Genomic DNA, 22,759 nt, shown 5'->3' with positions numbered 1-22,759 from the left:
GGGTGAGGGTGAGGGTGAGGGCACCCTTGAGGTGGACGTCGTCGAACTCGAAGCGGAAGGTGGGGTGTTCGCCGGCCTCGGACACGGTGAGCGAGCCGGCGGCGAGGGTGAGGCGACGGCGGCGGACGGGCAGCGGGCCGCAAAGGGTGGTGAGTTCGACGAGCGAGCGGTCGGGGGCCACGGTGTAGCGGCCGGGCAGCGGCAGCCAGAGGGCCGCCCCGGGCGCCCCGGGCGGGGTCGGGTCGATGGGCAGGGTGACGGTTGTCATCCCGTTCTCCTTGGAAAGCGGTTCCGTCGGGGCGGCGGTGATGGGGACAATGGGGGAGCGCCGGTCCGGCCGACTGAGCCTCGGCCGGACCGGCGTCCGTCTTCCGCGCGGGCGGTGTCAGCAGCTGTTGGTGAGGAAGTCCTCGGTGGGGGCGAGCATGTGCTCGGCCCAGACCGTGTGCATCTGCACGTAGCTGTCGGCGTTCAGCAGGTCGGCGACCTGCTGCCCGGGCGACTCCTCCAGGTGTGCCTTGTTGACGTGGTTCAGCAGCACGCTGAGCGTGTCGTCCAGGATCGTGCCGCCGCCCTCGGTGGCGGGCTTCAGGATGCTTTCGACCCACACCGTGTGCAGTTTGATGTACGAGTCCAGCGCCAGCGCGTCCTGCACCTGCTGGCCCGGGGAACGCTCCAGGTGGGCCGCGTTGAGGTGCTGGAGGATCGGCAGCAGCACGTTCTGGACGCTGGTGCACTGCTCGTCGCCGTCACCGGAGCCACCGCCCGACGTACCGCCGGTCGAACCACCGGAGGTGCCGCCGGACGTGCCGCCCGTGCTGCCACCGGACGTACCGCCGGAGGTGCCGCCGGTCGACCCGCCCGTGCTGCCACCGGACGTACCGCCGGAGGTGCCGCCGGTCGACCCGCCGGTGGAACCCCCGGAGGACCCGCCGGACGACCCACCTGACGAACCGCCGTCGTCGGCCGCCACGACCTTCACGGACGCCACCATGTCCGGGTGCACCGCGCAGTAGTACTCGTACGTCCCGGCCGTGGTGAAGGTGTACGACCACGAGTCGCCCTGCTCCAGCGTGCCCGAGTCGAACTTCTTCGGGCCCTTGGTCGTGGTGACCGTGTGCGGCACGCTGTCGTGGTTGGTCCAGCGGACCGTCTCGCCGACCTCGACGACGAGCTGCTTCCCGTCGCCGAACTTGTTGTTCATGATGTCGACCTGGTGGTCCGGCGCCGCGGCGGCCGCCGGCTGCGCCTCCGCCGCGGCGGCAGCGGGCGCCTGAGCCGCGCCCGCTGCCGACGTGGAGGACGCCCCGGCCGCCGAGGTGCCAGAGGCGGCCTGGAGCAGCCCCAGGCTGAGCACCGCGGTCAGCGCCGCGCCGAGTCCGGCGACCAGCAGACCCCGGTTGCCCGAGGGCGCCCGGCGGCGCGGTGCCGCGTCGCTCTCATTACCTTGTTTCAACGCAACTCCTTTGATTTTCATGGGAGTTCACTGGCCAGGGTTGGCCGTGACCAGCAGACTCGTCACGGCGAGCACGACGAGGACGAGCCCCGTCTCGGCCGCGACCGAGTAACCGAAGGGCCGCACGGTGGCGGCGTCGCCGCGCAGCAGCACGGCGAGATCGAGGCGGGTGCGCACCCACTGACGGCTGGCGAGGGCGGCCGTCAGGACGACGCCGAGGACACCGGTCTTGAGCAGCAGCAGATGCCCGTACGAGGTGTGCAGCAGGGCGTCGTACGACCCCACGACCTGCCACGCCAGCACCAGCCCGGCCGCGACGATGCCCGCCACGCTCACCGCCGCCAGCCGTGAGTAGCCCGGCACGACCTGCGCGAGCTCCCCCGCCCGGCGGCGCGGCAGCACCGCCAGCGCGAGCATGGCAAGCCCGCCGATCCACAGCGAGACGCCGAGCAGGTGCACGAGGTCGGCGAGCGCGCCCCAAGTGGGCTCACTGCCCTCGGAGTTGTGGCCCGCCATGCCGGTCGCCCGCAGCAGCCCGAGACAGACGGCGAGCGCGCCGACCCGCCAGCCGGGGGAGCGGGAGGTGCCGGGCCCGCCCTGCAGCAGCGCGCTGAGCACCACCGCCGCGAGCACCCACAGCAGCACCCGGGCGGCGAACACGACGCCGGGTCCGGTGGTCAGGACGTCCACGTACGTCTCGGCGCGCAGGGCGTCACGCAGGCCGCCGAGTGCGCCGTACGCGCCCTGCAGCCCGATGCTCGCCACCGACGCCAGCAGGCCGCACGTCCAGGCCAGCCCCAACAGCGCCCGGGCCCGTGGCTCGTGTGCGCCGCGCGGCCACAGCAGCGTGACGAAGGCCAGGCCGCCGACGAACAGCGCCAGCGCCAGATAGCCGGTCCAGCGGGCGGCGACGAGGCCTTGCCGCACCAGGGGGGACGGTGCGGGTGCGGCCTCGTCGCCGCGGTCCTGGGCGGTGGCGGGCGTACCGATGCGGAAGTCCAGCCGCCCGGAGGAGGCGTGTCCGTCCTCCTCGTCGACGACCGACCAGACGACGGCGTAGTCGCCGTCCGCCGGGTGTCCGAGGGCGGCACGTACGGTCTCGCCCTTGTGGCCCGGCACGAGGGACACCGGGAGCCGGTCGCCGTCCAGCGTCATCACGCGCACCTCGGCCACGTCGACGGCCTCGTCGAAGGTGAGGGTGAGGTGGTCGGGGACCTTCTTCAGCTCGGCGCCGTTCGCGGGGCTGGAGGTGACCAGCTCGGTGTGGGCGGAGGCCTGGGCGGTGCCCGAGAGGACGTAGAGGAGCGGGGTGAGGGCGAGGAGCGCGAGGGTGCGGCGCAGGGTCATGGCGTCCCCTCCGGGGAGGGGGTGATGCCGCCGAGGAGGGACGGGAGCGGGGCGAGGCCGACGCAGGGGGAGGGCTGCGGGGTCGGGGAGGCTTCGGGGGTGGGGTCCAGGAGGCCGAAGACGGGCTCGGTGAGGCCGGTCAGGAGCGGTCCGGCGAGCCGGACCTCGCCGTCCTCGCAGGTGGCGTCGCCGGCGGGCGGGGTGGTGCCCGGCGTGGACGGGCTGGGGGAGGACGGGGGTGCGGAGCCGGAGGGGGCGGGGAAGGCGCCGTGACCCGTGTGGCCCGCGCCTGTGCCGCCGGAAGCGCCGGTGTGACCGGTGTGGTCCGTGCCCGTGCCGCCGGGGTAGTAGACGCCGGTGACGGGCAGCGCCCCGGTTCCCGCCGCGCCGCCGCCGGCGTCGTCGGCCGGGGGCTGAGGTGCGGTGGCCTCGCCCGGGGACGAGGGGGAGGTGGCCGTGGGCGGTGGGGCGGCGGTCGTGTCGGAGGCGGTGGCGCCGATACCCGACGCGTAGCCCAGCACGACCACCACGGCGCCGACGAGCGCTCCCGCGACCAGTTCGTCACGGTGGTCCTGCGGCCACAGGGCCCGGCGGAACAGGGGCATGGTCACTCCTGGCATGGTCCGTTCAATCGGATGAACGCCGACCAGTGGAGTGGCACGCGAATTCCGCGCGGCTACACGTCAGTTAAGTGGCTGTTGCGGTGCCTCTCTTTCGGGGGGTCCCCCGTTGTGAGACCGGGTGAGACCGCCGCTATTCCGTGCAATTGCAGCTGTGGAGAATTCGCGTGCGGTCATTTCTTTTCCTTCACGCTACCCGAATAGAATTCGAAGTCGCGTGGGGATTTCAAGGAGAACGGCATATGCCCTGGCGTGGGCCTGGGACGGGCCGCAGTGGGCCTGTCCCCCTGTGAGGGCGGGCCGTGCGAGCACAATTTTCCTGCCGGAAACACCGCCTGCCTTTTCTCAGGCCGTCGGCCGTCCCATCGCCCGATAGCTCCAGCCGGCCTTGCGCCACACCTCAGGGTCGAGCGCATTACGTCCGTCCAGAATGACCCGTGCCGCCGCGACCTCACCGAGTTCCGCCGGGTCCAGGTCGCGGAATTCCCGCCATTCCGTCAGATGCAGTACGACGTCCGCGCCCCGCACCGCCTCGACCGCGGTGTCGGCGTAGCCGAGGGTCGGGAAGAGACGGCGGGCGTTGTCCATGCCCTTGGGGTCGTACACCGTGACCTGGCCGCCCTGGAGGTGGATCTGCCCGGCGACGTTCAGTGCGGGCGAGTCCCGTACGTCGTCCGAGTCGGGCTTGAAGGTGGCGCCGAGCACGGCGACGCGCTTGCCCAGGAAGGACCCGCCGCCCAGCGCCTGCCGGGCGAGCTCCACCATCTGCCCGCGCTGGCGCATGTTGATCGAGTCGATCTCGCGCAGGAAGGTCAGCGCCTGGTCGGCGCCCAGCTCACCGGCCCGGGCCATGAAGGCGCGGATGTCCTTGGGCAGGCAGCCGCCGCCGAACCCGATCCCGGCCCGCAGGAACTTCTTGCCGATCCGGTCGTCGTACCCGATGGCCTCCGCGAGCTTGGCCACATCGCCGTCGGCGGCCTCGCACACCTCCGCCATCGCGTTGATGAAGGAGATCTTGGTGGCGAGGAAGGAGTTGGCGGACGTCTTCACCAACTCGGCGGTGGGGAAGTCGGTGACGACGAAGGGGGAGCCGTCGGCGATCGGTGTCGCGTACACCTCGCGCAGCAGCTTCTCGGCCCGCTCGCTGCGCACGCCGACCACGATCCGGTCCGGGTGCAGGGTGTCGTCCACGGCGAAGCCCTCGCGCAGGAACTCCGGGTTCCAGGCCAGCTCGGCGTCCTCGCCGGCCGGCGCGTGCTCGGCGAGGTAGGCGGCGAGGCGGTCGGCGGAGCCGACGGGGACGGTGGACTTGCCGACGACGAGGGCGGCGTTCCTCAGATGCGGCGCGAGGGAGGCGAAGGCGGCGTCGACGTACGACATGTCACAGGCGTACTCACCGTGCCGCTGCGGCGTGTTCACGCACACGAAGTGCACATCGCCGAACTCCCCGACCTCGGCCCAGTCCATGGTGAACCGCAGCCGCCCGGTGGACCCCTCGATGCCGGCCACGTGCTTGCGCAGCAGTTCCTCCAGTCCCGGCTCGTACATCGGGACCTGGCCGCGCCGCAGCATCTCGATCTTCTCGGGTACGACGTCGAGCCCCAGCACCTCGAAGCCGAGCTCGGCCATGGCCGCGGCGTGGGTCGCGCCGAGATAGCCGGTGCCGATCACGGTGATCTTGAGGGCCATGGGGACTCCAGAAAGGGGTACGGGGGAGGTGCGCGCCCGAGCATAGTCGGAGGCTCTGAAGGGCAACTTCCCAGCTGTCGCCAAGCTCACGTACCCGTCCCGTGAGCCGACCTCTAAAATTTGAGTTACTTAACGGTAATTAGCGCCAGCACCGCACTTGCTAACCAGCGTCCTTGGAGCGTGAGAGACCTTGGCCGGATCGGCTGACTTCGACCTGTACCGCCCGTCCGAGGAGCACGACATGCTCCGTGACGCCATCCGCTCGCTGGCCGAGGCGAAGATCGCGCCGTACGCCGCCGCCGTGGACGAGGACGCCCGCTTCCCGCACGAGGCGCTGAAGGCACTCGTCGCGAACGACCTGCACGCGGTGCACGTGCCCGAGGAGTACGGCGGCGCGGGCGCGGACGCGCTCGCCACGGTGATCGTGATCGAGGAGGTGGCCCGCGTGTGTGCGAGCTCCTCCCTGATCCCGGCCGTGAACAAGCTCGGCTCCCTGCCCGTGATCCTCTCCGGCTCCGAGGAGCTGAAGAAGAAGTACATGACCCCGCTCGCCAAGGGCGACGGCATGTTCTCGTACTGCCTCTCCGAGCCCGACGCCGGTTCGGACGCGGCCGGCATGAAGACGAAGGCGGTCCGCGACGGCGACCACTACGTCCTGAACGGCGTGAAGCGCTGGATCACCAACGCGGGCGAGTCCGAGTACTACACGGTGATGGCGGTGACCGACCCCGCGAAGCGCTCGAAGGGCATCTCGGCCTTCGTCGTGGAGAAGTCGGACGAGGGCGTCTCCTTCGGCGCCCCCGAGAAGAAGCTCGGCATCAAGGGCTCCCCGACCCGCGAGGTCTACCTGGACAACGTTCGCATACCGGCGGACCGCATGATCGGCGAGGAGGGCACGGGCTTCGCCACCGCGATGAAGACGCTGGACCACACCCGCATCACCATCGCGGCGCAGGCGCTGGGTATCGCCCAGGGAGCGCTGGACTACGCCAAGGGCTACGTCCAGGAGCGCAAGCAGTTCGGCAAGCCGATCGCCGACTTCCAGGGCATCCAGTTCATGCTCGCCGACATGTCCATGAAGATCTCGGCCGCCCGCGCCCTGACGTACCAGGCGGCGGCCGCCTCACAGCGCGTCGACGCCGACCTCACCTACCTGGGCGCCGCCGCCAAGTGCTTCGCCTCGGACGTGGCGATGGAGGTCACCACGGACGCCGTCCAGCTCCTCGGCGGGTACGGCTACACCCGTGACTACCCGGTGGAGCGGATGATGCGCGACGCCAAGATCACGCAGATTTATGAGGGCACGAATCAGGTTCAGCGGATCGTGATGGCTAGGAACCTCCCCTAGCGGGGTTTTTGCAGGTCAGAGGCTGGTTAGGCGGCCTGGCGAGTCGGTCACGGCTTCCAGCCCGTTGGTGCCCATTCAGGCCCGTTCCTGGGCGTCATGCTGGGGGAATCCTGGGTGGACGCCAGGCTGAAAACGGCTACTGACCTGCACAAACAACGCAGCCCCCGGCGTGATGCCGGGGGCTGTTGTCGTATGCGGATCAGGCGACCTGTGACGCCTCCGTTGGGTCGTCGGCGCCGGGCGTCAACATCGTTGCGATGGCGGCCCGGCCGCGCTGCTCGGCCCCTTCAAAGATGTAGTGGTAGTGCTCCCTCAGCACGTCCGTACTGCTGTGACCCATCCAGTCGGCCACGTCGTTCTCGGAGGCTCGTATAACCGCATCCTTCCCTTCCTGCTCGGGTCGGTCCCCATGCTGGACGACGACCGGGTGAGCCTGCCGAAGGTGGACGGCCGTGATCTGTCCGACGCTTACGGGTGGGCGACTGCCCGGCCGCGCGTGATCACACTCGCGGAGAGCGCCCGGCCGCTGTGGCGGATCGTGCGCCGCTACGCCCGCATCCTGGGTGAGTCTCTGCCCGAGGAACAGGCCGTCTTCATCGAGCGGACCGCAGAGCAGACGCTCAGGGTTGCGGCCTGTCTGGCTGCTTCCGAGTGCTCGGAGCGCATCACGGAAGAGATGCTGTCGGCCAAGGGAGCAACCTCCCCCAAGGTGAAGCGTCAGCCGCTGAGTCTTGAGGACAAGGTGCGTGCACGGATCGAAATGCACGGCGGTCGGGCCACGTCCTCTCAGGTGCTCCCGTACGTCGGAGCGACGGCCGCAGAGGTCAAGGCACTGCCCGGAGTCGTCGTGACTGTGGAGCGGTCGGGGAAGACCGGCCGACCGGCCACCGTTTTCTCATTCCGCGGTGACAGTTCCGGTGACTCTCTGCCGCAGCCGGCCAGCACGGACAGCAACAGGAACCGGAGCAATTCCCGTCACGCAGAGGCGCAGCCGGCCAGCGCGGAGCGTGAACAGAACCGTGCATCGGTCGTCCGCCTGGACGCTTACCGCCCGGAAACGAAGCAGGCCCCGGAGCCTGCGCCAGAACCGAAGCGGCCGGAACCGCGCGCAGAAGCGAATCCCTTCCTGGCACTGCTCTAACCAATGCAGAGGGCCCCGGCCGAATGGTCGGGGCCCGTTTCGTTGCTTGGACTACCTGACAGGGCACGCCAGTTCAGGCTTTGAGCGATTCGGTGAGCACGTCACCACGGCCACGGACAGATACGAGGGGCGTTCGAGGTAGAAGCCGAACGACACATCGGCCCCCGAGTCCAGTTGCTCAGCAGTGGAGTTGACGAGTATGGCCAGGCGGGTGGTGTCACGGTCCCTCTCCCAGGCGAATCGGGGCGCGTGCTCTGCCAGGCTCTCACCGAGCCAGGCCGCCGCTTCCTTCGCTTCAGCCCACGTGCCACGGACAAGGGAACGGGGCTTGATGAGCCAGTACGCCGTTTCCAGCGGCGGCAGATCGACAGTCGGGAACTCGGCTGCCACTTCCCGGTAGCGCTGGATCAGTTCCGGCTTGCTTCCGACCGGGGGCGGCTCGGGATGCGGGGGCCGCCGTAGGACTTCCTGGTCGAAGCGCTCTTTCGGGCCGGTCCATAGATAGCCGTGGTGGTGCACGAGTCGTTCCCGTTCGAGAGGTGCCAGCCGGGTCGGACCCAGGGACGGGGGGATGGACCCGGCCCGGCTGGCGGGAGGGGGAGGATTAGACGTTGAGGCCGAAGTGCGCCGGGTCGATCCCGGCCGCGTCCAATTCCTCCGTGGTGAACCGCAGCGGCTGCGCGTCCGGCCGCTTGCTGTCACCCAGTGCCCAGGCGTTCTCGCCGATCCGGGCCAGGGTCACGCACCCTTCGGTGCAGGGGCCGCCGCACGCCTTCACGAACGAGGCCCCGTCGATGTCGAGCGCGTACAGCTCACTTCCGTCAAGCATCACTGCACCTTCCTGCTCAACTAATCGCGGCCATGGCTGACCGCCGCCGCCCATTCCGTGGCGGGAGTTCAGGGTTTCCACTGGTGAGGCAGGGGCTCTACTCGGCGCGAACCACCATCGCGAACGAAGTGCGGATACGCCGGAAACCGGCGTGGCCCGACCGGCCCGTGTGGCTCATGCACTCAACGTCGACGGACGCCGACTCGGTGGAAGGTGTCGCCTTCCACTTGCAGTGCAGGCACTCGGCCTCGAATGTGACGTCCGTGTCGGGGTGCTCGGTGATCCTGTGCATCACGTACCGCATGGCCGATCTGATGCTCACAGCCCACCCCTACGGCTCCGCGCGTTGGCCTCAGCGACTCTGCTGCTCAGTCCCTCTGTCGGCCCCTTCGGTGGGGCCTTGTAGTCAGGACACTTCGGGCTCCCGCACTCGCAGCGGGGCCAGCGCAAGGCCGAACCGGGCGCCAGGTCGGCGCCTTCAAGGCCAGGGTGACTCTTCTGCACCATGAGCACGCCACCCCCGCCGAAGGCTCCGGAGAGACTGGAGAGGAACTGTCGGGCCTCACTGCTGCCCAGGTGATCAGCCGATTCGGTGCCCTGCGCCCTGCCGCCGCTGTCGCTCACCATGGCCCGCCCTCTCCGGTGACTCCGCTACGTCAAGGACGGTAGGAAGTGGCGGGTGTCGGGCTCCACGAACTTGCATGAACTTGCACAGCAATTCGCATGAGCAGTAGCCCTATTGACGCTGTCTCAGCAGTTCAACGAAGCTGATGCAAGCCCGAGCAAGCACCTAGACCAGGGAGCCAGCCATGGCCGTAGAGTTCATTGGAATCGACCCCGACACGGACCGGGACCACTGCCCCACCGTGTGGGCGGACGCGGACGCTCAGGAGATCTTGTTGCAGGGGTGGAAGCCGAGCACCGAGACTCAGGCGGAGTGCGAGGCGAACAGCCCCGCGAACGGCTCGGTACCTGACAGCGAAGCCATCGTCAGGATTCCGGCCCGGATGATCCCGATGATCAGGGAGGCTTGTGATGCCGTCGAGCGTGCCCAGCTTCGCTGAGCTGCTTGGCCAGTGCGACAGGTCCGCCGTTCACCTGGAACTGCGTGACTCCTACGCCCCGACGGACCGGTTCGAGGCATGGAAGCGTGGTGAGCGGATCAATTGGGAGGACCGCGAATCCTGGTGGCACCCCTACGACCAGTTGATCACGGACACCGTGGCCCGGGGCGTGGCGATCCGCCGGGCCCGGGTGGTCTCCGAGCCTGTCTCGGACTACATCCGTTGGGAGCACTACGTCACCCGCGCCAACGTCACGGCAGGTGAGGAAGTGCGGTGGTTGCCACGGCGACGGGCTACGAGTATTGCCCTGCCGGGCAATGACTTCTGGCTCTTCGATGGCACCCTGCTGCGGGTGCACCACTTCTCAGGTGATGGAGTGGTGGTGGAAGACGAGATAACGGCAGACCCGGAAGCTGTGAAGCTGTGCTCCGCCGCCTTCGAAGCGGTCTGGGAGCGTGCGATCCCGCACCACCTATACGAGATCTGACGAAAGCCAGCTCCATGCCCTCACACCCCTCCTCACGCGTTCAGAAGGCCCGTGAAGAACTGGCCGGTCGTCTGCGTGAGATCCGGAAGGACGCGGGGATCAGCGGGCGGGAGCTGGCCGTCAGATGCGGCTGGTCAGAGTCGAAGTCATCCCGGATCGAGAACGCCAAGACCCCTCCCTCCGACGCGGATATCAAAGAGTGGTGCCGAGCCTGCGCGGCTGATGACCAGGCCCCCGACCTGATCGCTGCCAACAGACAGTCCGCAGATGCTCATGTGCAGTGGAGGCGACTCCAGCGAAGCGGTCTCCGCCGTGTGCAGGAGTCCACCGGGGACCTGTACCAGCAAACAAAGATATTCAGGGTCTACGTCTCCGACGTGATCCCCGGATTCCTCCAGACGCCCGGATACGCGGCTGCCTTGTTGTCATCCATCGCAGACTTCCGGGGGACCCCGGACGACGTGAGCGATGCTGTGGCGGCCCGTATGAGGCGTAACGAGGTGCTGAGCAATGGCGCACGCCGGTTCTCCTTCGTGCTGGAGGAGTCGGTGTTGCGGTACCGGCTGTGTAGCGCGGAGACCATGGCGGCACAGCTTGGTCACCTGCTCGGGGTTATGGATCTCCAGAACGTCGCCGTGGGGCTCATCCCGTTCTCAGCACAACGAGCCGTGTGGCCCATGCCCACCTTCACGATCTTCGATGACACCAAGGTGCACGCGGACACCCTGGACGCTGCCGCCACGCTCACGCAGCCCAGTCAGGTCGAGCTCTACACCCGGGCCTTTGAGCGGCTGGCACAGGGAGCCGTGCGGGGAGCGACGGCACGTTCCCTGATAGCGGATGCGGTGGCCTCCCTGACGTGACCAGCGGTATCGGCGCACCCTCGTCAGTGATCATGGGGAAATGCTGGGGAGGCCCCCTCCAGGAGGGGTGTTCGTGCAGGTCAGAGCCGTATTACCTGTAAAGCACGCAGATCTACGAGGGCACGAACCAGGTCCAGCGGATCGTGATGGCCAGGAACCTTCCCTAGCAGGGTTTTTGCGGGTCATAGGCAGTTTGGCGGATCGGGCAGGAAGCTCTCGGCTTCCTGCCCGTCGCGGCCTGGCAGCACGGGCCGCCGCCGGCGGCCCCTTGAGCGTCCCGAGGCCCTCGCCGCTGGGTCTACCTCAACTCGTCCCGTACGGACTTTTCGAGGAGCGTGAACGACTTGGGCGTACCGCCCGGCTGCGGCTTGCCCTCCTTGCGTCCCACAACCCGATAGCCGGCGTTGAGGTAGTACGCACTCAGGCGTGCGTTGGTGGCCAGGCAGTCCAGGCGAACCAGCGATCGGCCCGCCTCGGCCACGCGGCGCTCCGCGACTCGCAGCAGCTGCCGCCCTGTCCCGGGCGGGACACTATTGCGGTCCAGCATCAGCCGGTGCACATAGCCTGCCGTCGGCGGCTGCAGCCCCCAGGCGTCCTCGTCCTCCCACCAGAGCTCCCAGGCCCCGACCACACGATCGGCAGCCTCCGCGAGCCATACCTCGCCGCTCTCCATGATCCGACGGAAGTGGTCCCCGCCCAGCTCACCAGGCTGCCACTGACCGGTGACGCCTCGGGCAAGCATCCAGCGGGCCGCGTCGTCGCGCAGGCGCACGACGGCGGCAAGATCGGCGTCGTCGGCGAGGCGGAAGCGTAGATCGTTCACGCCCGCGATGTTCGCACAGGTGTCCGACCCTGGTACCGGGCATGTCCACATCCCCGTCTTCACGCTCACGAAGGTGGGCGTGGCGCTGATCGCTGTCGGTGGCATGCAGCTGCTTTACGGCGTGTACCAGGCGTTCAGCGCGCGGAGTGTGGAGTAGCGGATTCTGCGGCCTGACGGCGGAGCAGTTCTGTCGGCACTCCACGGTCAAGGAAGAGGTCCACGACGGCTACCGGGGTCTGGCCGATGAGTTCCCAGGCCAGGTCGAACGCCGAGCGCCGCCGGTGGCGTCCGCCTCGGCGGTCCACCGGGCGCCGCGAGACCTACGGCGAAATCCACCGTGCCGTCGCCGGGCTGGTCTCTGACCGCGCCGCCCGCGCGATTGATATTGGGGCGTGTTGGGCCGGCGGTTCGGCGGATGTGTGATTCAGCGGGCGGACGGGCCGACGGGCACGGGTTCAGAGCCCCGGCGCCAGAGGGCCAGGGCTTCCGCACGAGGAGGAACGCCTCGGGTGGAGCGGTTCACGCACCCGGCGGCTCAGTCCTCGTACCCCTCCGCCACCCGCTTCTCCCGCAGTTCCTTGATCGCGCGCCGTCGGGCCAGCCGGTGTGTCCGGCGGATCTGGGCCTCCTGGTTCCGTCGCCTGTCGCGCTCGGACTCCGCTATCACCGGCGGGACCCGGCGCGGCTTGCCGTCGGCGTCCACCGCCGCGAAGACCAGGTAGGCCGAGCCGACCTGGGTGGGCGGGGCCGACTCGTTCCAGCGCTCGGCCAGGACGCGTACGCCGACCTCCATCGAGGTCCGGCCGGTCCAGTTGACCTGGGCCTTCACATGGACGAGGTCGCCGACGCGGACCGGCTCAAGGAAGGCCATCTCGTCCATGGACGCGGTGACGGCGGGGCCACCGCTGTGCCGGCCGGCCACCGCGCCCGCCGCGTCGTCGACGAGTTTCATGATCACCCCGCCGTGCACCGTCCCCAGAAGGTTGGTGTCGTTGTGGGTCATGATGTGGCTGAGGGTGGTGCGGGATGCGGATGTCGGCTTGCCCGGGATTTCCGGAGTGCCGGATTCCGCTGCGGTGACCTGGTGTGTCATGGCCTCCACCTTATGCCGCCCCGACATTCGCGGACTTTGTGTTGGGTTCGCAACAGCCGTGCCTCTATTTTCCCCCGAACCTTGTAAGGCACCCGGCCGTGCCCTGCACACTGGGGCGCATGAATGACTGGCCCGGTGGATGGTCCGACGACAATCGCGGCAACCGCTACGGACGCGGCAGCTCGAGCGCACAGCCCGAGGGCGCGCGCGTGATGCGGCAGGTCCGCCGCGGCCCGGCGGCCCCGCCCGGTCAGGGCTACGGCGGGGTGCCGCAGCAGCCGTCGTACGTGAACGGCCAGGGCCACGGCGGCTACGGCGACGACCCCGTCCGAGACGACGGGTACGACAGCGGCTACAACACCGGGCAGGTCTACGGCGGCTCCGGCGGCCCGGGCGGCCCCGGCGGCAGAGGGATGCGCGAGCCGCGTCCCGCGCCGAACTGGCGGCGCCGTATCAAGGTCACCACGATCACCCTGGTGACGCTGCTGGTCGTGACGAGCGTCGCCACCTACTTCTGGGCCGACGGCAAGCTCAACCGCGAGGTCGACCTGTCCAAGGTCATCGACCGGCCGGAGGCGGGCGAGGGCACCAACTACCTGATCGTCGGCTCCGACAGCCGTGAGGGCATGTCGGCCGAGGAGAAGAAGCAGCTGCACACCGGGTCCGCCGACGGCAAGCGCACGGACTCGATGATGATCCTGCACACCGGCAGCAACGGCCCGACGCTGATATCGCTGCCGCGTGACTCGGACGTCGAGATCCCGACCTTCGTGGGCTCCGATTCCGGCAAGACCTACCAGGGCACGGGCCGGCACGTGAAGCTGAACGCCGCGTACGCCGAGGACGGCCCGGAGCTGCTGGTCCGCACGGTCGAGTTCAACACCGGTCTGCACATCGACCACTACGTCGAGATCGGCTTCGCGGGCTTCGCGAACATCGTGGACTCGGTCGGCGGTGTCGAGATCGACATCCCGCAGGACATCAAGGACTCCAAGTCCGGCGCGGACTTCAAGAAGGGCAAGCAGACCCTGAACGGCGAGGAGGCGCTCGCCTTCGTCCGTACCCGGTACGCGCTGGCCGGCTCCGACCTGGACCGTACGAAGAACCAGCAGAAGTTCCTCTCGGCCCTGGCCAACCAGGTGGCGACGCCGAGCACGGTCCTCAACCCGTTCAAGCTGTACCCGACCATGGGTGCGGGGCTGGACTCCCTGATCGTCGACAAGGACATGGGCCTGTTCGACCTGGCGGACATGTTCTGGTCGATGAAGGGCGTCAGCGGCGGCGAGGGCAAGTCGATGAACATGCCGATCTCCGGCTCCTCGGGCGGCAACCTCGTCTGGGACAAGGCGAAGGTGAAGACGCTGGTGGAGCAGCTGAAGAACGACGAGACGGTGACCGTCTCGGGCAACTGAGCGCACTTGCGACCGAGGGCACCCCTTGCGCGGGGGTGCCCTCGACTGCGTCAGGCGGTCGTCACATCGTGGCGCCCGCCATCGCACGGCAGGTGCTGGCGCAGCGGCGACACGCCTCGGCACAGCGCATCATCTGCTGATCGTCCGGCATGGACATACACGCCTCGGCGCACATCTCACAGGCCTTGGCGCACATCGCGCACATCTCGGGCGACATCGGCGAGCGGCGCATCATCATGTCCGCGCACATGCGGGTCGTCTCGGCGCAGTCCATGAGCGCCCGCATGATCTGCATCTGGGCCTGGCCGCCCATCTGCATGCAGGAGCTCATGGTCTCCTCGCAGATGCTGTGGCAGGTCATGCACGCGTCGACGCAGTCCTGCATCTCCTTGCTCATGGCAGGCATGGTTCCGGGCTGGGTCATGGCTCCTCCTGGGGGTGCGGGAGCCCGGTAGCGGGCCCCGTGCCCTTCCGTCCTACGCCCGCCCTCCGCGCCGCGCCATCGGGCGGACACGAACAATTCACACCAGATGCCGCACGAGCCAACGCGCCCGGCATTCCGCCAAGGAGTGCCGTACGGGTCCATTGAGGTTAGGGCCGCCCTACGCGCACCCCGCCTCGTCCCCCCGCACCACGATGGACTGGCCCTGCGTCGGGTCCTCCGCCCGTACCTTGCGCACCTTCTTGTAGTCCGCCCCGACGATCACCTTCAGCGTCGGCCCCAGCCCCTTCACCGCCCGCAGCTCACTTCCCGGCAGCGCGGCCGCCAGGGACTTGGCCGAGCGGTCCCAACCGGGGTCGTGGGCGACGACCGTGCGCTTGGCTGCGCGGTCCGCCGCGGTCACCGGGCGCCCCGTCGTGCGGAACCCGGTCGCCGCCAGCGCCGCGTCGACGCGTTTGCCGAGGTCGTTCTCCCTCGTGCCGTTCTCCACCTGGACGTGGATCTGCTTCGGGGCGACCTCCACCGGGACCGCCTGGCGCTTCGGCCGGTGCGCGGACAGCGGCTTGTCCTCGCGCAGGGCCCGGAAGAGGCGTGCGGCCTGGGCGGTGTCCCACTTCACCGTGGAGCCGACGCCCTTCACGTCGTACTCCAGCTGCCCGATCGGCACGGTCGTGAACTCCGACGACGACGGCGAGAAGTTCCGCATCGCCCGCCCGAGGTCGAGCAGCTCGCCCGTGCCGAAGCCCTTGTCGGCCCGCACCGAGCCCAGCACGGCCCGCGTCACGTCCCGGAACCGCATCGGGTTCAGCAGGATCCCGGACGACGTCGCCCGCTCGACCAGCGCCGCCATGAACCGCTGCTGGCGGTGCACCCGGCCCAGGTCGGCGTCGCTGTCGACATGCCGCGCCCGGACGTACTGCAACGCCTCGCCGCCCATCAGCCGGTGCCGGCCGGCCGGCAGGTCCAGTCCGGTGTACGAGTCCTGCAGGGGCTCGGCGGTGCAGATCTGCACGCCGCCGACCACGTCCACCGTCTTCATGAAGCTGGTGAAGTCGACCTCCAGATAGTGGTCGATCTTGACGTGGGTCATGTGCTCGACCGTGCGCACGGTGAGGTTCGGACCGCCCTCCGCGTACGCCGCGTTGATCTTGATCGGATGGGCCTTGCGCCCCTCACCGGCGGGTACTTCGGCGTACGAGTCGCGCGGCAGGCTCACCACGCTCGCCCGCTCCCGGTCCTCCGAGATGTGCACGATCATGATCGTGTCGGTGCAGTGACAGGGGGCGCCGCCGAGCCGGTACTTGCGCCGCTCCTCCGCGCTGATGCGGTCGCGGCCGTCCGTGCCGACGAGCAGGACGTTCATCCCGTGTCCGGCCTGCGGCCGGTTCTTCATGTCCTTGAACGGGTCCACGCGCGCGATCTTCGCGTCCAGGCTGGTCACCACCGCATGCCCGATCCCGGCCGAGGCGAGGACCACGACCGACAGCGTGGTCACCGCCCGCATGGCCCAGCGCGGCCGCCTCCGCCGTCCGGGCGCGACCGGCCGCGCCCCGCCACGGGACGGCTGCGGGCTGCGCTGCGGCGGGGCGGAAGAGCGGCGGGGCGGCGTGGGCATGGGGGGATACCTCCGCTGGGGTTGCCCTGGGGGCCGTACGTGGGATCCGTGAGCACCGTAGGCCCATACGATCTGCTGCCCGGGGCAGCGACCCCGGCGGGGCGCACCGCTGTCCCCCGTTCGCGGTAACGTGAGCCCCCTATGAACGCCAATCCCGACGTGCAGCTCCCCGCCGTGTCCGTCATCATGCCCGTCCTGAACGAGGAGCGGCATCTGCGCGGAGCCGTCCAAGCGATCCTCGCGCAGGAGTACGCCGGCGAGATGGAGGTTGTGATCGCCCTCGGTCCGTCCACGGACCGTACGGACGAGATCGCCGCCGAGCTCGTCCGGGAGACTGCATCCAATAAAAACAAGCGCGTGCACACGGTCCCGAACCCCACCGGTCGCACGCCCGCCGCCCTCAACGCCGCGATCAAGGCATCCCGGCACCCGATCGTCGTCCGCGTCGACGGCCACGGCATGCTCTCGCCGAACTACATCGCCACCGCCGTACGGCTCCTGGAGGAGACCGGCGCGCAGAACGTCGGCGGCATCATGCACGCCGAGGGCGAGAACGACTGGGAGCACGCGGTCGCCGCCGCGATGACCTCGAAGATCGGGGTCGGCAACGCGGCCTTCCACACCGGCGGCGCGGCCCAGTCGGCCGAGACCGTCTACCTCGGGGTCTTCCGGCGCGAGGCGCTGGAGCAACAGGGCGGCTACAACGAGGAGTTCATCCGCGCCCAGGACTGGGAGCTCAACTTCCGGATCCGGGAGGCGGGCGGGCTCATCTGGTTCTCGCCCGAGCTGAAGGTGTCGTACCGCCCGAGGCCGTCGGTGAAGGCGCTCGCCAAGCAGTACAAGGACTACGGCCGCTGGCGGCACGTCGTCGCCCGCTACCACGCCGGCTCCATCAACCTGCGCTATCTCGCCCCGCCGACGGCCGTGTGCGCGATCGCGGCGGGCCTTGTGGCGGGCGCCCTGGTCACCCCGTGGGCCCTGGTGATCCCCGGCGGCTACCTCGCGGCCATCACCGCCGGCTCGCTCCCGGCCGGCAAGGGCCTCCCGCTGAAGGCACGCCTCCAGATCCCGGTCGCCCTCGCCACCATGCACATGTCCTGGGGCTACGGCTTCCTGACCAGCCCGCGCTCCCTGGCGAAGAAGGTCATCGCCTCCCGCCGCCCGGCCGTGCTCAGCGCCAACTGAGCCCCGCCGGGCGGGCGGTGCCCGTCACCAGGTGAAGTCCGGGTCCACCTTCATGCACGCCTTGGTGTCGGAGGCGTTGAGCGCCTCCGCCGTGTCCGGCGTCTTGTCGTCCTGCTTCGGCGCCTTGTACGCCGTACCCTTCCGCCAGTCGGCGCCGACCACGAGCGTGACGCCCGAGACGTCCGTGGACTTCTCCACGGCACTGGTGGGGATGCCGAGGGCCTTGGCGACCCGCTGGGCGTCGCCCTCCAGGTCGGCGCTCGGGTAGCGGACCAGCGTCGTGTCCTCGACCGGTGTGGTCGAGGCGTCCGCCACGGCCCGGGTGAAGCCCTTGTCGACGAGCACCCCGGCGATGGTGGTCGCACGGCCGGAGGCCGGGGCGAGGGTGTCGGTGCGGGTGCCGTTCCGCACCTGGACCGCGATCTCGTCGTCCGCCGCGGCGGGATCGGTGGAGGTCTTCTCCTTGGTCGGCTTCTTCTTGTCCTTGCCGTCGAGGGCGATGTCGTCGCGCACCAGCCGGAACAGCTTGGCAGCGTCCTCGGTCGGTACCACCCGGCCGGTCTGGATCGTGTCGTACTCGTTGGGCATCGTCGTCATGGTGATGCGCGACGTCGGCACCTTCTTGAGCTCGCCCGCCAGGTCGTACAGCTTCGCGACCGTGCCGAGGCCCGGGTCGACGGTGAGTGCCTTGGTGGCCGCCTCGGCGAGGGCGCGCAGCTTGCCCGGGTTGCTCAGCTTGGCGCTCTTGCGCAGCTCGCGGACCATCGAGTTCATGTACTGGTGCTGCGCCTTGGCGCGGGCCAGGTCGCTGCCGTCCTCGAAGCCGTACCGGGTGCGCAGCCACTGCAGGGCCTGCTCGCCCTTGATGTACGTCGTGCCCTTCTCCAGCTTCAGCCCCGAGCCGTGGCCCTTGCTGTCCTTGGAGTGGATGTTGGCGTTCACACAGACCGGGACGCCGCCGATCGCGTCCGCCATCGACACCACACCGGAGAAGTCGATCATCATGAAGTGGTCGATGTGGATGTCGGTCAGCTTCTCCCACGTCGCCACCGTGCACCCGGGGCCGCCGCGGCCCAGAGACTGGTTCGTCATCGTGCGCTCGCGGGCCTGGAACACGTCCCCGCTGTCCGGGTCCGTGCACTTGGGCATGTTCACCAGGGTGTCGCGCGGCATGCTCACCACCGACATGTTGGTGCGGTCGGCGGACACGTGCAGCAGCATCTGCACATCGGCGAGCGGGGTGCCGCCGAACGTCTCCTTGGCGCCGCCGAGCTTCTGGTTCTCCTTGCTGTCCCGCGCGTCCGAGCCGATCAGCAGGATGTTCAGCGGCGTCTGACCGGCCGCGTTCGCCTCGGTCCGGGCGGCGCGGTCCTTCGCGTCGCCGATGTTGAGGTCGTCCTTCTTCAGATTGCCGTTGAGGTGCTGGTAGTAGAGATACCCGGCACCCGCGGTGCCCAGTATCACCACCGCCAGAACCGTCGCCGACCAGCGCAGCGCACGCCGTCTGCGGCGCCTGCCGTCGGCGCCCCGCCCGCCTCTGCGGCCCCCGCCACCACCGTGCCGGCCGCCCTGGTCGGCCGGCGTGTCCTGGTCGGCCTGCGGGGTGAGGGACATGGTGTCCTCCACCGCGGGGGCCTTCCCCTGCACACTGCTCTGCGCCAACTCTCTGCCCTTCCCCACCCTGTGCCGACACGGCTTCGTCCCGCCCCGGACCTCCCTGTCCGGTGCGGAGTGCACCCTGTCGGACACCCTGTCCGGCACCGGTTCGCCACCTGTCAGACCCCTTTGGGTCCGAGCCGGGTTGGCCACGTGTCGGCAAAATCCGCGCCGGGTACGGCCGTGCGCCGTGCCCGGCCAACGCCGGCCGGCACACCGGTGTCGTGTGTCAGACCAACGAGCGTCCGGCACAGTTGCGTTCCCCGCGGCAGATTTCGTGCGCCGCGGCGTCCGGCCGCGGCCGGGGCGCCGTGGACGTCGTAACGGGAGCGGAACCGCCTCACCCCAAGTCGGATGTGAGACAGGCCCGTTGGGTCGCTACTTCGCGCACTCGACCTTGTCGGCGGTGGACTTCTCCACGTCGGGCGCCTTCGTCGGGGCCGTGAGCGAGACGCCCGCACCCTTGAAGTCCTTGCCCAGCGTCAGTGTCATCGTGGGCAGGCCCTGGGAGTTGGTCACGCTCTCGCCGGGCTTCATCGCGGAACCGGAAAGCCCCATGATCGCGGCGAGCCGGCGTGCCTGGTCCGCCTGGTCCGGGGCGTACTCGAGCGTCGTCTTCGACAGCGTCGCCGGAGCGTTGCCCGCGTTCTCGGACTTGGTCACGCCCTCCTCGGTCTGCAGCCAGGAGAGGGTCTCCTGGGCGCTGCCCGCGGGCGCACCGCCGTTGAAGACCTGCACCCGCACCTCGGAGACGTCGGCCTTGGTGCCCTTCAGCCGGGCGGCCACGGCGGCGGCCTCCTTCTTCTTCTGCTGCTTGACCTCGGTGAAGGAGACGTCGTTCTGGATCGCCTGGAAGACCTGGGGCGCCGTCGTCTCGTTGAGCACGACGGTGGTCTTCACCTTCTCGGCCGGGTTGTCTATCACCGGAACCGTGGTGAAGGTCAGGTTCTTGGTGTTGAGCTTGCCCAGCTCCAGGCCGAGGTCCTTCAACTTGTCGATGCTGTCGAGGTTGCTGTCGACGGTCAGCGCCTCGGTGCCCGCCTCGGCCAGCTTGATCATCTTGGTCGGGCTGGTGAGCGTGTCGTTGGACTTCAGCTTCCGCATCAGCGCGCTGAGGAACTGCTGCTGGAGCCCGATCCGGCTCAGGTCGCCACCGAAACCGACGGAGTGGCGGGTGCGGACGAACGCCAGCGCCTGCTCGCCCTCGATCACATGCTCGCCCTTGGGCAGGTTGAGGTGGGAGTCGGGGTCGTCGATGTCCTTGGCCAGGCACACCTCGACGCCGCCGACCGCCGTCGTCAGCGTCTTCACCGCGTTGAAGTCGGCCACCATGAAGTTGTCCGGCTTGACCCCGGTCAGCTCGGTGACCGTCCGCATGGTGCAGCTGGGCGTACGGCCTTCCTGGCCGAGGCTGGTGTTGAAGCGGACACCGGTCTCGCCCGGGATGACCTTCTGGGTGCCGTCCTCCTGCTCCGTCTGGCAGTCCGGGATGTCCACGATGAGGTCGCGCGGGATGCTGAGCGCGGTCGCGTTCGAGCGGTCCTTGGAGACGTGCAGCAGGATCGTGGTGTCGGCGTGCCCGGCGCTGCCCGAGTCGCCGTACTTGTCGTTGCCCGCTCCGGTGCGCTTGTCCGTGCCGATGAGCAGGATGTTGATGGCCTTGTCCTTCGAGAAGCCACCGGTGCTCGCGCCGTCGTCGGAGACGGACTGGATGTTGTCGTTGAGGTGCTCGAGATAGAGGTACCCGCCGATCGCGGCGGCGACCACCACGAACGCGGTCACACCGCCGGTCCAGAGCAGGGCCTTCTTCGCCTTGCTCTTCTTCGCAGGCCGACGACCGCGCCGCCCCGCCGACGGCTCCTCGGGCGCGCCTCGGCGCCTGCGCTGCGACGGGACCTCGCGGCCGGGCGCGGGTCGTGTGTCGCGACCCTCGCGGTCCGGGGCGGCGGTCCGGTTGCGTACGGCACCGGCGGCGCCACCCGCACCCCCGGCGCTGGCCACGCCCCCGGCGCGCGGGCCGGCCCCATGCGCGGCGGCGCCGGCCCGGGACGCGGATCTACGCGGTCCCGGAACCGACGACTGCGGAGCGGAAGGGGTCAGTCGCAGTTCGTATTCACCGGTGTTCGGATTGAGCACCCACTGGTCTGCGGGGTCGATGTCGTCCGCCCGCCCACGGCCTTGCGCGTCCACGGTTGTCTGAATCCTCCGTCGGGGCCACGCGGCGCCTACCCCCTCCAAGGCGCTCGGGTCTCGGTCAAACAGTGCGCAAGCCTAACTACGGCCGGGTGCACCGGATCGCTCACACTATCCGCCCAGTTCAGCGTCGGGCGACGACGGTGACAAATTCCACGTCCCTACAACCGGGCAATCCGTCGCATTTCTTTGAACTGGGGTTCGCCGACTTGGTGAGCGCTTTACCGGCAGGGCTTCTCGGCGGCTGTGTTACCCCGGAAGGTGGGTGCCGGGGAAGTGGGGTCCGCGGGCTCGTCGGGTTGGCGTTCGGAGGGCTTTCCGTCGCCGTTGTGGGAACTCCTGTGCGAGGAACCGCGCGAAGGGCCCTGGGACGTTTCGGGCGAATTCACGACTTCCACCGGGGCGTCGATCCGCAGCCGCTCGAAGAGCCGCTCCGCTTCGGGCTCTACCAGTTGGTCGCGATTGGCGTTGTATATGTACGACTCCCGGGGGACCGTGAGAAATTGCACGCGTTCGGTGGGGATGTCGCGCACGCCGCGAGCGAGTTCGTACAAACCGCGCAAACTGGCCAGGTCGGGGTCGGTGGTGAGGGAGGACGTGGCGGCGTCCAGGACCGGGTAGAGCCGGACCGGATTCAGCAGGACGTCGTTGCTCTGCACCTTGTGCACGAGCGCGGCGAGGAAGCGCTGCTGGCGCTCCATGCGGTCGGTGTCGCTGCCGTCGCCGAGGGACTTGCGGGCGCGGACGTAGCCGAGCGCCTGCTCGCCGTTGAGCGTCACCTTCCCGGCCGGGAGCCGCAGTTTGGCGGCCTTGTCGTTGATGGGCTGGGCGAGGCAGATCTCGACGCCGTCGACGGCGTCGACCATCTCCTTGAAGCCGTGGAAGTCGACGACCATGTGGTGGTCGACGCGGATGTCGGTGAGCCGCTCCACGGTGCGGATCGTGCAGGCCGAGCCGCCCTTCTGGAAGGCGTAGTTGAACATCGCGAACATGGGCTCGGTGCGGCTGCCGTCGGGGCGGCGGCAGCCGGGGACGTCCACCATCAGGTCGCGGGGTATCGAGACGGCGGTGGCGCTGCGGCGCTGGGCGGAGAGGTGCAGCAGGATGGTGGTGTCGGACCGCTCGGTCCCGGAGTCGCGTCCGTAGCGCCGGTTCGCCCGGCCCGCTCGCGAGTCCGACCCGATGAGCAGGATGTTCTGGGCGTCGCGCACGAGTGAGGTGGGGCGCTCCTTCTCGTACCGGGCGAGTTCGGCGGCGGCGGCCTCGTCGGGCGTGATGTTCGAGTCGAGCTTGGCGTATACGGCCCACCCGGCCCCGCCGGCGGCGACGAGCACCAACGCGACGCCGAGGGCCCCACGCCGCGCCCACCGCCGTATGGGCCCCCTTCTGCTGCGCGCGCGTGCGGTGTCGGTCACGGCTGGGTCCACCCCTCAGTGCGAGCTGCGTGTGGTGTGGGCTGCTGTTACGACCATGACTTGGATGGGGGGCGGGGGGTG

Annotated in this window: 22 protein-coding genes and 1 pseudogene; 8 read left to right on the top strand and 15 right to left on the bottom strand. The window is 69.3% G+C overall.

Translation table 11 applies throughout. The annotated features are described in order from the left end of the window. The 5 genes and pseudogenes from ADK36_RS03130 to ADK36_RS03110 all read right to left on the bottom strand — a co-directional run. A pseudogene (locus tag ADK36_RS03130) lies at window positions 1-268 on the bottom strand (hypothetical protein); the annotation flags it as partial. A gap of 117 nt (window positions 269-385) precedes the next feature. Next, on the bottom strand, window positions 386-1,456 hold the full coding sequence (locus ADK36_RS03125; RefSeq protein WP_234329651.1) for a cupredoxin domain-containing protein: 1,071 nt from the start codon (window positions 1,454-1,456) through the stop codon (window positions 386-388). A gap of 27 nt (window positions 1,457-1,483) precedes the next feature. Beyond that, window positions 1,484-2,803, bottom strand: coding sequence for a copper resistance CopC/CopD family protein (locus tag ADK36_RS03120; protein ID WP_078916369.1), 1,320 nt, complete (start codon window positions 2,801-2,803; stop codon window positions 1,484-1,486). After that, window positions 2,800-3,408 carry a hypothetical protein gene (locus tag ADK36_RS03115; protein ID WP_053196283.1) on the bottom strand — a complete coding sequence of 203 codons (609 nt, stop codon included), beginning with the start codon at window positions 3,406-3,408 and terminating at the stop codon, window positions 2,800-2,802. Before ADK36_RS03115 ends, ADK36_RS03120 begins: the two co-directional genes overlap by 4 nt. 360 nt (window positions 3,409-3,768) lie before the next feature. Then, complete coding sequence (locus ADK36_RS03110; protein ID WP_048586999.1) at window positions 3,769-5,112, bottom strand: UDP-glucose dehydrogenase family protein; 1,344 nt, start codon at window positions 5,110-5,112, stop codon at window positions 3,769-3,771. A gap of 190 nt (window positions 5,113-5,302) precedes the next feature. Between ADK36_RS03110 and ADK36_RS03105 the strand changes: the two genes are divergently transcribed. Together ADK36_RS03105 and ADK36_RS03100 are read left to right on the top strand one after the other, a co-directional pair. Then, the gene (locus ADK36_RS03105) at window positions 5,303-6,460 is read left to right on the top strand and encodes an acyl-CoA dehydrogenase family protein (protein ID WP_048586998.1); all 1,158 of its coding nucleotides are present in this window, start codon (window positions 5,303-5,305) and stop codon (window positions 6,458-6,460) included. A 409-nt stretch (window positions 6,461-6,869) separates the two neighbouring features. After that, complete coding sequence (locus ADK36_RS03100) at window positions 6,870-7,601, top strand: hypothetical protein (protein WP_053196282.1); 732 nt, start codon at window positions 6,870-6,872, stop codon at window positions 7,599-7,601. Between the two features lie 51 nt (window positions 7,602-7,652). Here ADK36_RS03100 and ADK36_RS03095 read toward each other — a convergent pair whose 3' ends face one another. The 3 genes from ADK36_RS03095 to ADK36_RS03085 form a co-directional block, all read right to left on the bottom strand. Beyond that, window positions 7,653-8,120 carry a hypothetical protein gene (locus ADK36_RS03095; protein ID WP_053196280.1) on the bottom strand — a complete coding sequence of 156 codons (468 nt, stop codon included), beginning with the start codon at window positions 8,118-8,120 and terminating at the stop codon, window positions 7,653-7,655. Window positions 8,121-8,205: 85 nt separating this feature from the next. Further along, window positions 8,206-8,430 carry a hypothetical protein gene (locus tag ADK36_RS03090; RefSeq protein WP_048586996.1) on the bottom strand — a complete coding sequence of 75 codons (225 nt, stop codon included), beginning with the start codon at window positions 8,428-8,430 and terminating at the stop codon, window positions 8,206-8,208. 97 nt (window positions 8,431-8,527) lie between these two features. Next, window positions 8,528-8,752, bottom strand: a complete 225-nt coding sequence (locus tag ADK36_RS03085) for a hypothetical protein (RefSeq protein ID WP_048586995.1) — start codon at window positions 8,750-8,752, stop codon at window positions 8,528-8,530. 487 nt (window positions 8,753-9,239) lie between these two features. On the opposite strand from ADK36_RS03085, the gene ADK36_RS03080 reads away from it, so the two are divergent. The 3 genes from ADK36_RS03080 to ADK36_RS03070 are packed head-to-tail and all read left to right on the top strand — an operon-like array spanning window position 9,240 to window position 10,844. Then, a complete protein-coding gene (locus ADK36_RS03080; protein ID WP_053196278.1) occupies window positions 9,240-9,494 on the top strand; it encodes a hypothetical protein in 255 nt (84 codons plus the stop codon). Beyond that, entirely contained in the window at window positions 9,466-9,981 is a 516-nt protein-coding gene (locus ADK36_RS03075; RefSeq protein ID WP_048586993.1) for a DUF6879 family protein, read from the top strand. The genes ADK36_RS03080 and ADK36_RS03075 overlap by 29 nt, the downstream gene beginning before the upstream one ends. A 14-nt stretch (window positions 9,982-9,995) precedes the next feature. Continuing rightward, the gene (locus ADK36_RS03070) at window positions 9,996-10,844 is read left to right on the top strand and encodes a helix-turn-helix domain-containing protein (protein WP_053196276.1); all 849 of its coding nucleotides are present in this window, start codon (window positions 9,996-9,998) and stop codon (window positions 10,842-10,844) included. A 298-nt stretch (window positions 10,845-11,142) separates the two neighbouring features. Here the strand turns inward: ADK36_RS03070 and ADK36_RS03065 are convergent, their stop codons facing one another. Beyond that, window positions 11,143-11,667, bottom strand: coding sequence for a GNAT family N-acetyltransferase (locus tag ADK36_RS03065; protein ID WP_107083953.1), 525 nt, complete (start codon window positions 11,665-11,667; stop codon window positions 11,143-11,145). A 19-nt stretch (window positions 11,668-11,686) separates the two neighbouring features. Here ADK36_RS03065 and ADK36_RS48655 point away from each other — a divergent pair, with 19 nt between their 5' ends. Next, window positions 11,687-11,824: a DUF5708 family protein gene (locus ADK36_RS48655; protein WP_159029329.1), complete on the top strand. Its 138-nt coding sequence runs from the start codon at window positions 11,687-11,689 to the stop codon at window positions 11,822-11,824. A 378-nt stretch (window positions 11,825-12,202) separates the two neighbouring features. Here the strand turns inward: ADK36_RS48655 and ADK36_RS03060 are convergent, their stop codons facing one another. Beyond that, entirely contained in the window at window positions 12,203-12,760 is a 558-nt protein-coding gene (locus ADK36_RS03060) for an acyl-CoA thioesterase (protein ID WP_053196275.1), read from the bottom strand. Between the two features lie 119 nt (window positions 12,761-12,879). Here ADK36_RS03060 and ADK36_RS03055 point away from each other — a divergent pair, with 119 nt between their 5' ends. Then, window positions 12,880-14,172 (top strand): LCP family protein, encoded by a 1,293-nt coding sequence (locus ADK36_RS03055; protein ID WP_048586990.1) that lies wholly within the window; start codon window positions 12,880-12,882, stop codon window positions 14,170-14,172. Between the two features lie 61 nt (window positions 14,173-14,233). Here ADK36_RS03055 and ADK36_RS03050 read toward each other — a convergent pair whose 3' ends face one another. Both ADK36_RS03050 and ADK36_RS03045 read right to left on the bottom strand, forming a co-directional pair. Then, the gene (locus tag ADK36_RS03050) at window positions 14,234-14,596 is read right to left on the bottom strand and encodes a four-helix bundle copper-binding protein (protein WP_048586989.1); all 363 of its coding nucleotides are present in this window, start codon (window positions 14,594-14,596) and stop codon (window positions 14,234-14,236) included. A 178-nt stretch (window positions 14,597-14,774) separates the two neighbouring features. Next, window positions 14,775-16,229, bottom strand: a complete 1,455-nt coding sequence (locus ADK36_RS03045) for an LCP family protein (RefSeq protein WP_078942633.1) — start codon at window positions 16,227-16,229, stop codon at window positions 14,775-14,777. A 141-nt stretch (window positions 16,230-16,370) separates the two neighbouring features. Here ADK36_RS03045 and ADK36_RS03040 point away from each other — a divergent pair, with 141 nt between their 5' ends. Beyond that, a complete protein-coding gene (locus ADK36_RS03040) occupies window positions 16,371-17,414 on the top strand; it encodes a glycosyltransferase family 2 protein (RefSeq protein ID WP_048586987.1) in 1,044 nt (347 codons plus the stop codon). Window positions 17,415-17,438: 24 nt separating this feature from the next. Here the strand turns inward: ADK36_RS03040 and ADK36_RS03035 are convergent, their stop codons facing one another. The 3 genes from ADK36_RS03035 to ADK36_RS03025 all read right to left on the bottom strand — a co-directional run bounded on the left by ADK36_RS03035 (window position 17,439) and on the right by ADK36_RS03025 (window position 22,639). Beyond that, the gene (locus ADK36_RS03035; RefSeq protein ID WP_048587002.1) at window positions 17,439-19,028 is read right to left on the bottom strand and encodes an LCP family protein; all 1,590 of its coding nucleotides are present in this window, start codon (window positions 19,026-19,028) and stop codon (window positions 17,439-17,441) included. A 420-nt stretch (window positions 19,029-19,448) separates the two neighbouring features. After that, window positions 19,449-21,260, bottom strand: coding sequence for an LCP family protein (locus ADK36_RS03030; RefSeq protein WP_053196272.1), 1,812 nt, complete (start codon window positions 21,258-21,260; stop codon window positions 19,449-19,451). A gap of 224 nt (window positions 21,261-21,484) precedes the next feature. Beyond that, entirely contained in the window at window positions 21,485-22,639 is a 1,155-nt protein-coding gene (locus tag ADK36_RS03025) for an LCP family protein (RefSeq protein WP_048587001.1), read from the bottom strand. Between the last annotated feature and the right edge of the window lie 120 nt (window positions 22,640-22,759).

Source organism: Streptomyces viridochromogenes, from assembly GCF_001270495.1.
Classification (GTDB): Bacteria; Actinomycetota; Actinomycetes; order Streptomycetales; family Streptomycetaceae; genus Streptomyces; species Streptomyces viridochromogenes_A.
The sequence above is the reverse complement of the archived record's forward strand: the minus strand, read 5'-3'. Positions and strand labels throughout refer to the sequence as shown.

What these genes read in the sequence shown, in the direction of transcription:
- ADK36_RS03120 (WP_078916369.1), bottom strand. Translation starts at nt 2,803, where the DNA reads ATGACCCTGCGCCGCACCCTCGCGCTCCTCGCCCTCACCCCGCTCCTC.
- ADK36_RS03100 (WP_053196282.1), top strand. Translation starts at nt 6,870, where the DNA reads ATGCTGGACGACGACCGGGTGAGCCTGCCGAAGGTGGACGGCCGTGAT.
- ADK36_RS03075 (WP_048586993.1), top strand. Translation starts at nt 9,466, where the DNA reads ATGCCGTCGAGCGTGCCCAGCTTCGCTGAGCTGCTTGGCCAGTGCGAC.
- ADK36_RS03080 (WP_053196278.1), top strand. Translation starts at nt 9,240, where the DNA reads ATGGCCGTAGAGTTCATTGGAATCGACCCCGACACGGACCGGGACCAC.
- ADK36_RS03055 (WP_048586990.1), top strand. Translation starts at nt 12,880, where the DNA reads ATGAATGACTGGCCCGGTGGATGGTCCGACGACAATCGCGGCAACCGC.
- ADK36_RS03090 (WP_048586996.1), bottom strand. Translation starts at nt 8,430, where the DNA reads ATGCTTGACGGAAGTGAGCTGTACGCGCTCGACATCGACGGGGCCTCG.
- ADK36_RS03115 (WP_053196283.1), bottom strand. Translation starts at nt 3,408, where the DNA reads ATGCCCCTGTTCCGCCGGGCCCTGTGGCCGCAGGACCACCGTGACGAA.
- ADK36_RS03070 (WP_053196276.1), top strand. Translation starts at nt 9,996, where the DNA reads ATGCCCTCACACCCCTCCTCACGCGTTCAGAAGGCCCGTGAAGAACTG.
- ADK36_RS03040 (WP_048586987.1), top strand. Translation starts at nt 16,371, where the DNA reads ATGAACGCCAATCCCGACGTGCAGCTCCCCGCCGTGTCCGTCATCATG.
- ADK36_RS03110 (WP_048586999.1), bottom strand. Translation starts at nt 5,112, where the DNA reads ATGGCCCTCAAGATCACCGTGATCGGCACCGGCTATCTCGGCGCGACC.
- ADK36_RS03035 (WP_048587002.1), bottom strand. Translation starts at nt 19,028, where the DNA reads ATGTCCCTCACCCCGCAGGCCGACCAGGACACGCCGGCCGACCAGGGC.
- ADK36_RS03045 (WP_078942633.1), bottom strand. Translation starts at nt 16,229, where the DNA reads ATGCCCACGCCGCCCCGCCGCTCTTCCGCCCCGCCGCAGCGCAGCCCG.
- ADK36_RS03060 (WP_053196275.1), bottom strand. Translation starts at nt 12,760, where the DNA reads ATGACACACCAGGTCACCGCAGCGGAATCCGGCACTCCGGAAATCCCG.
- ADK36_RS03050 (WP_048586989.1), bottom strand. Translation starts at nt 14,596, where the DNA reads ATGACCCAGCCCGGAACCATGCCTGCCATGAGCAAGGAGATGCAGGAC.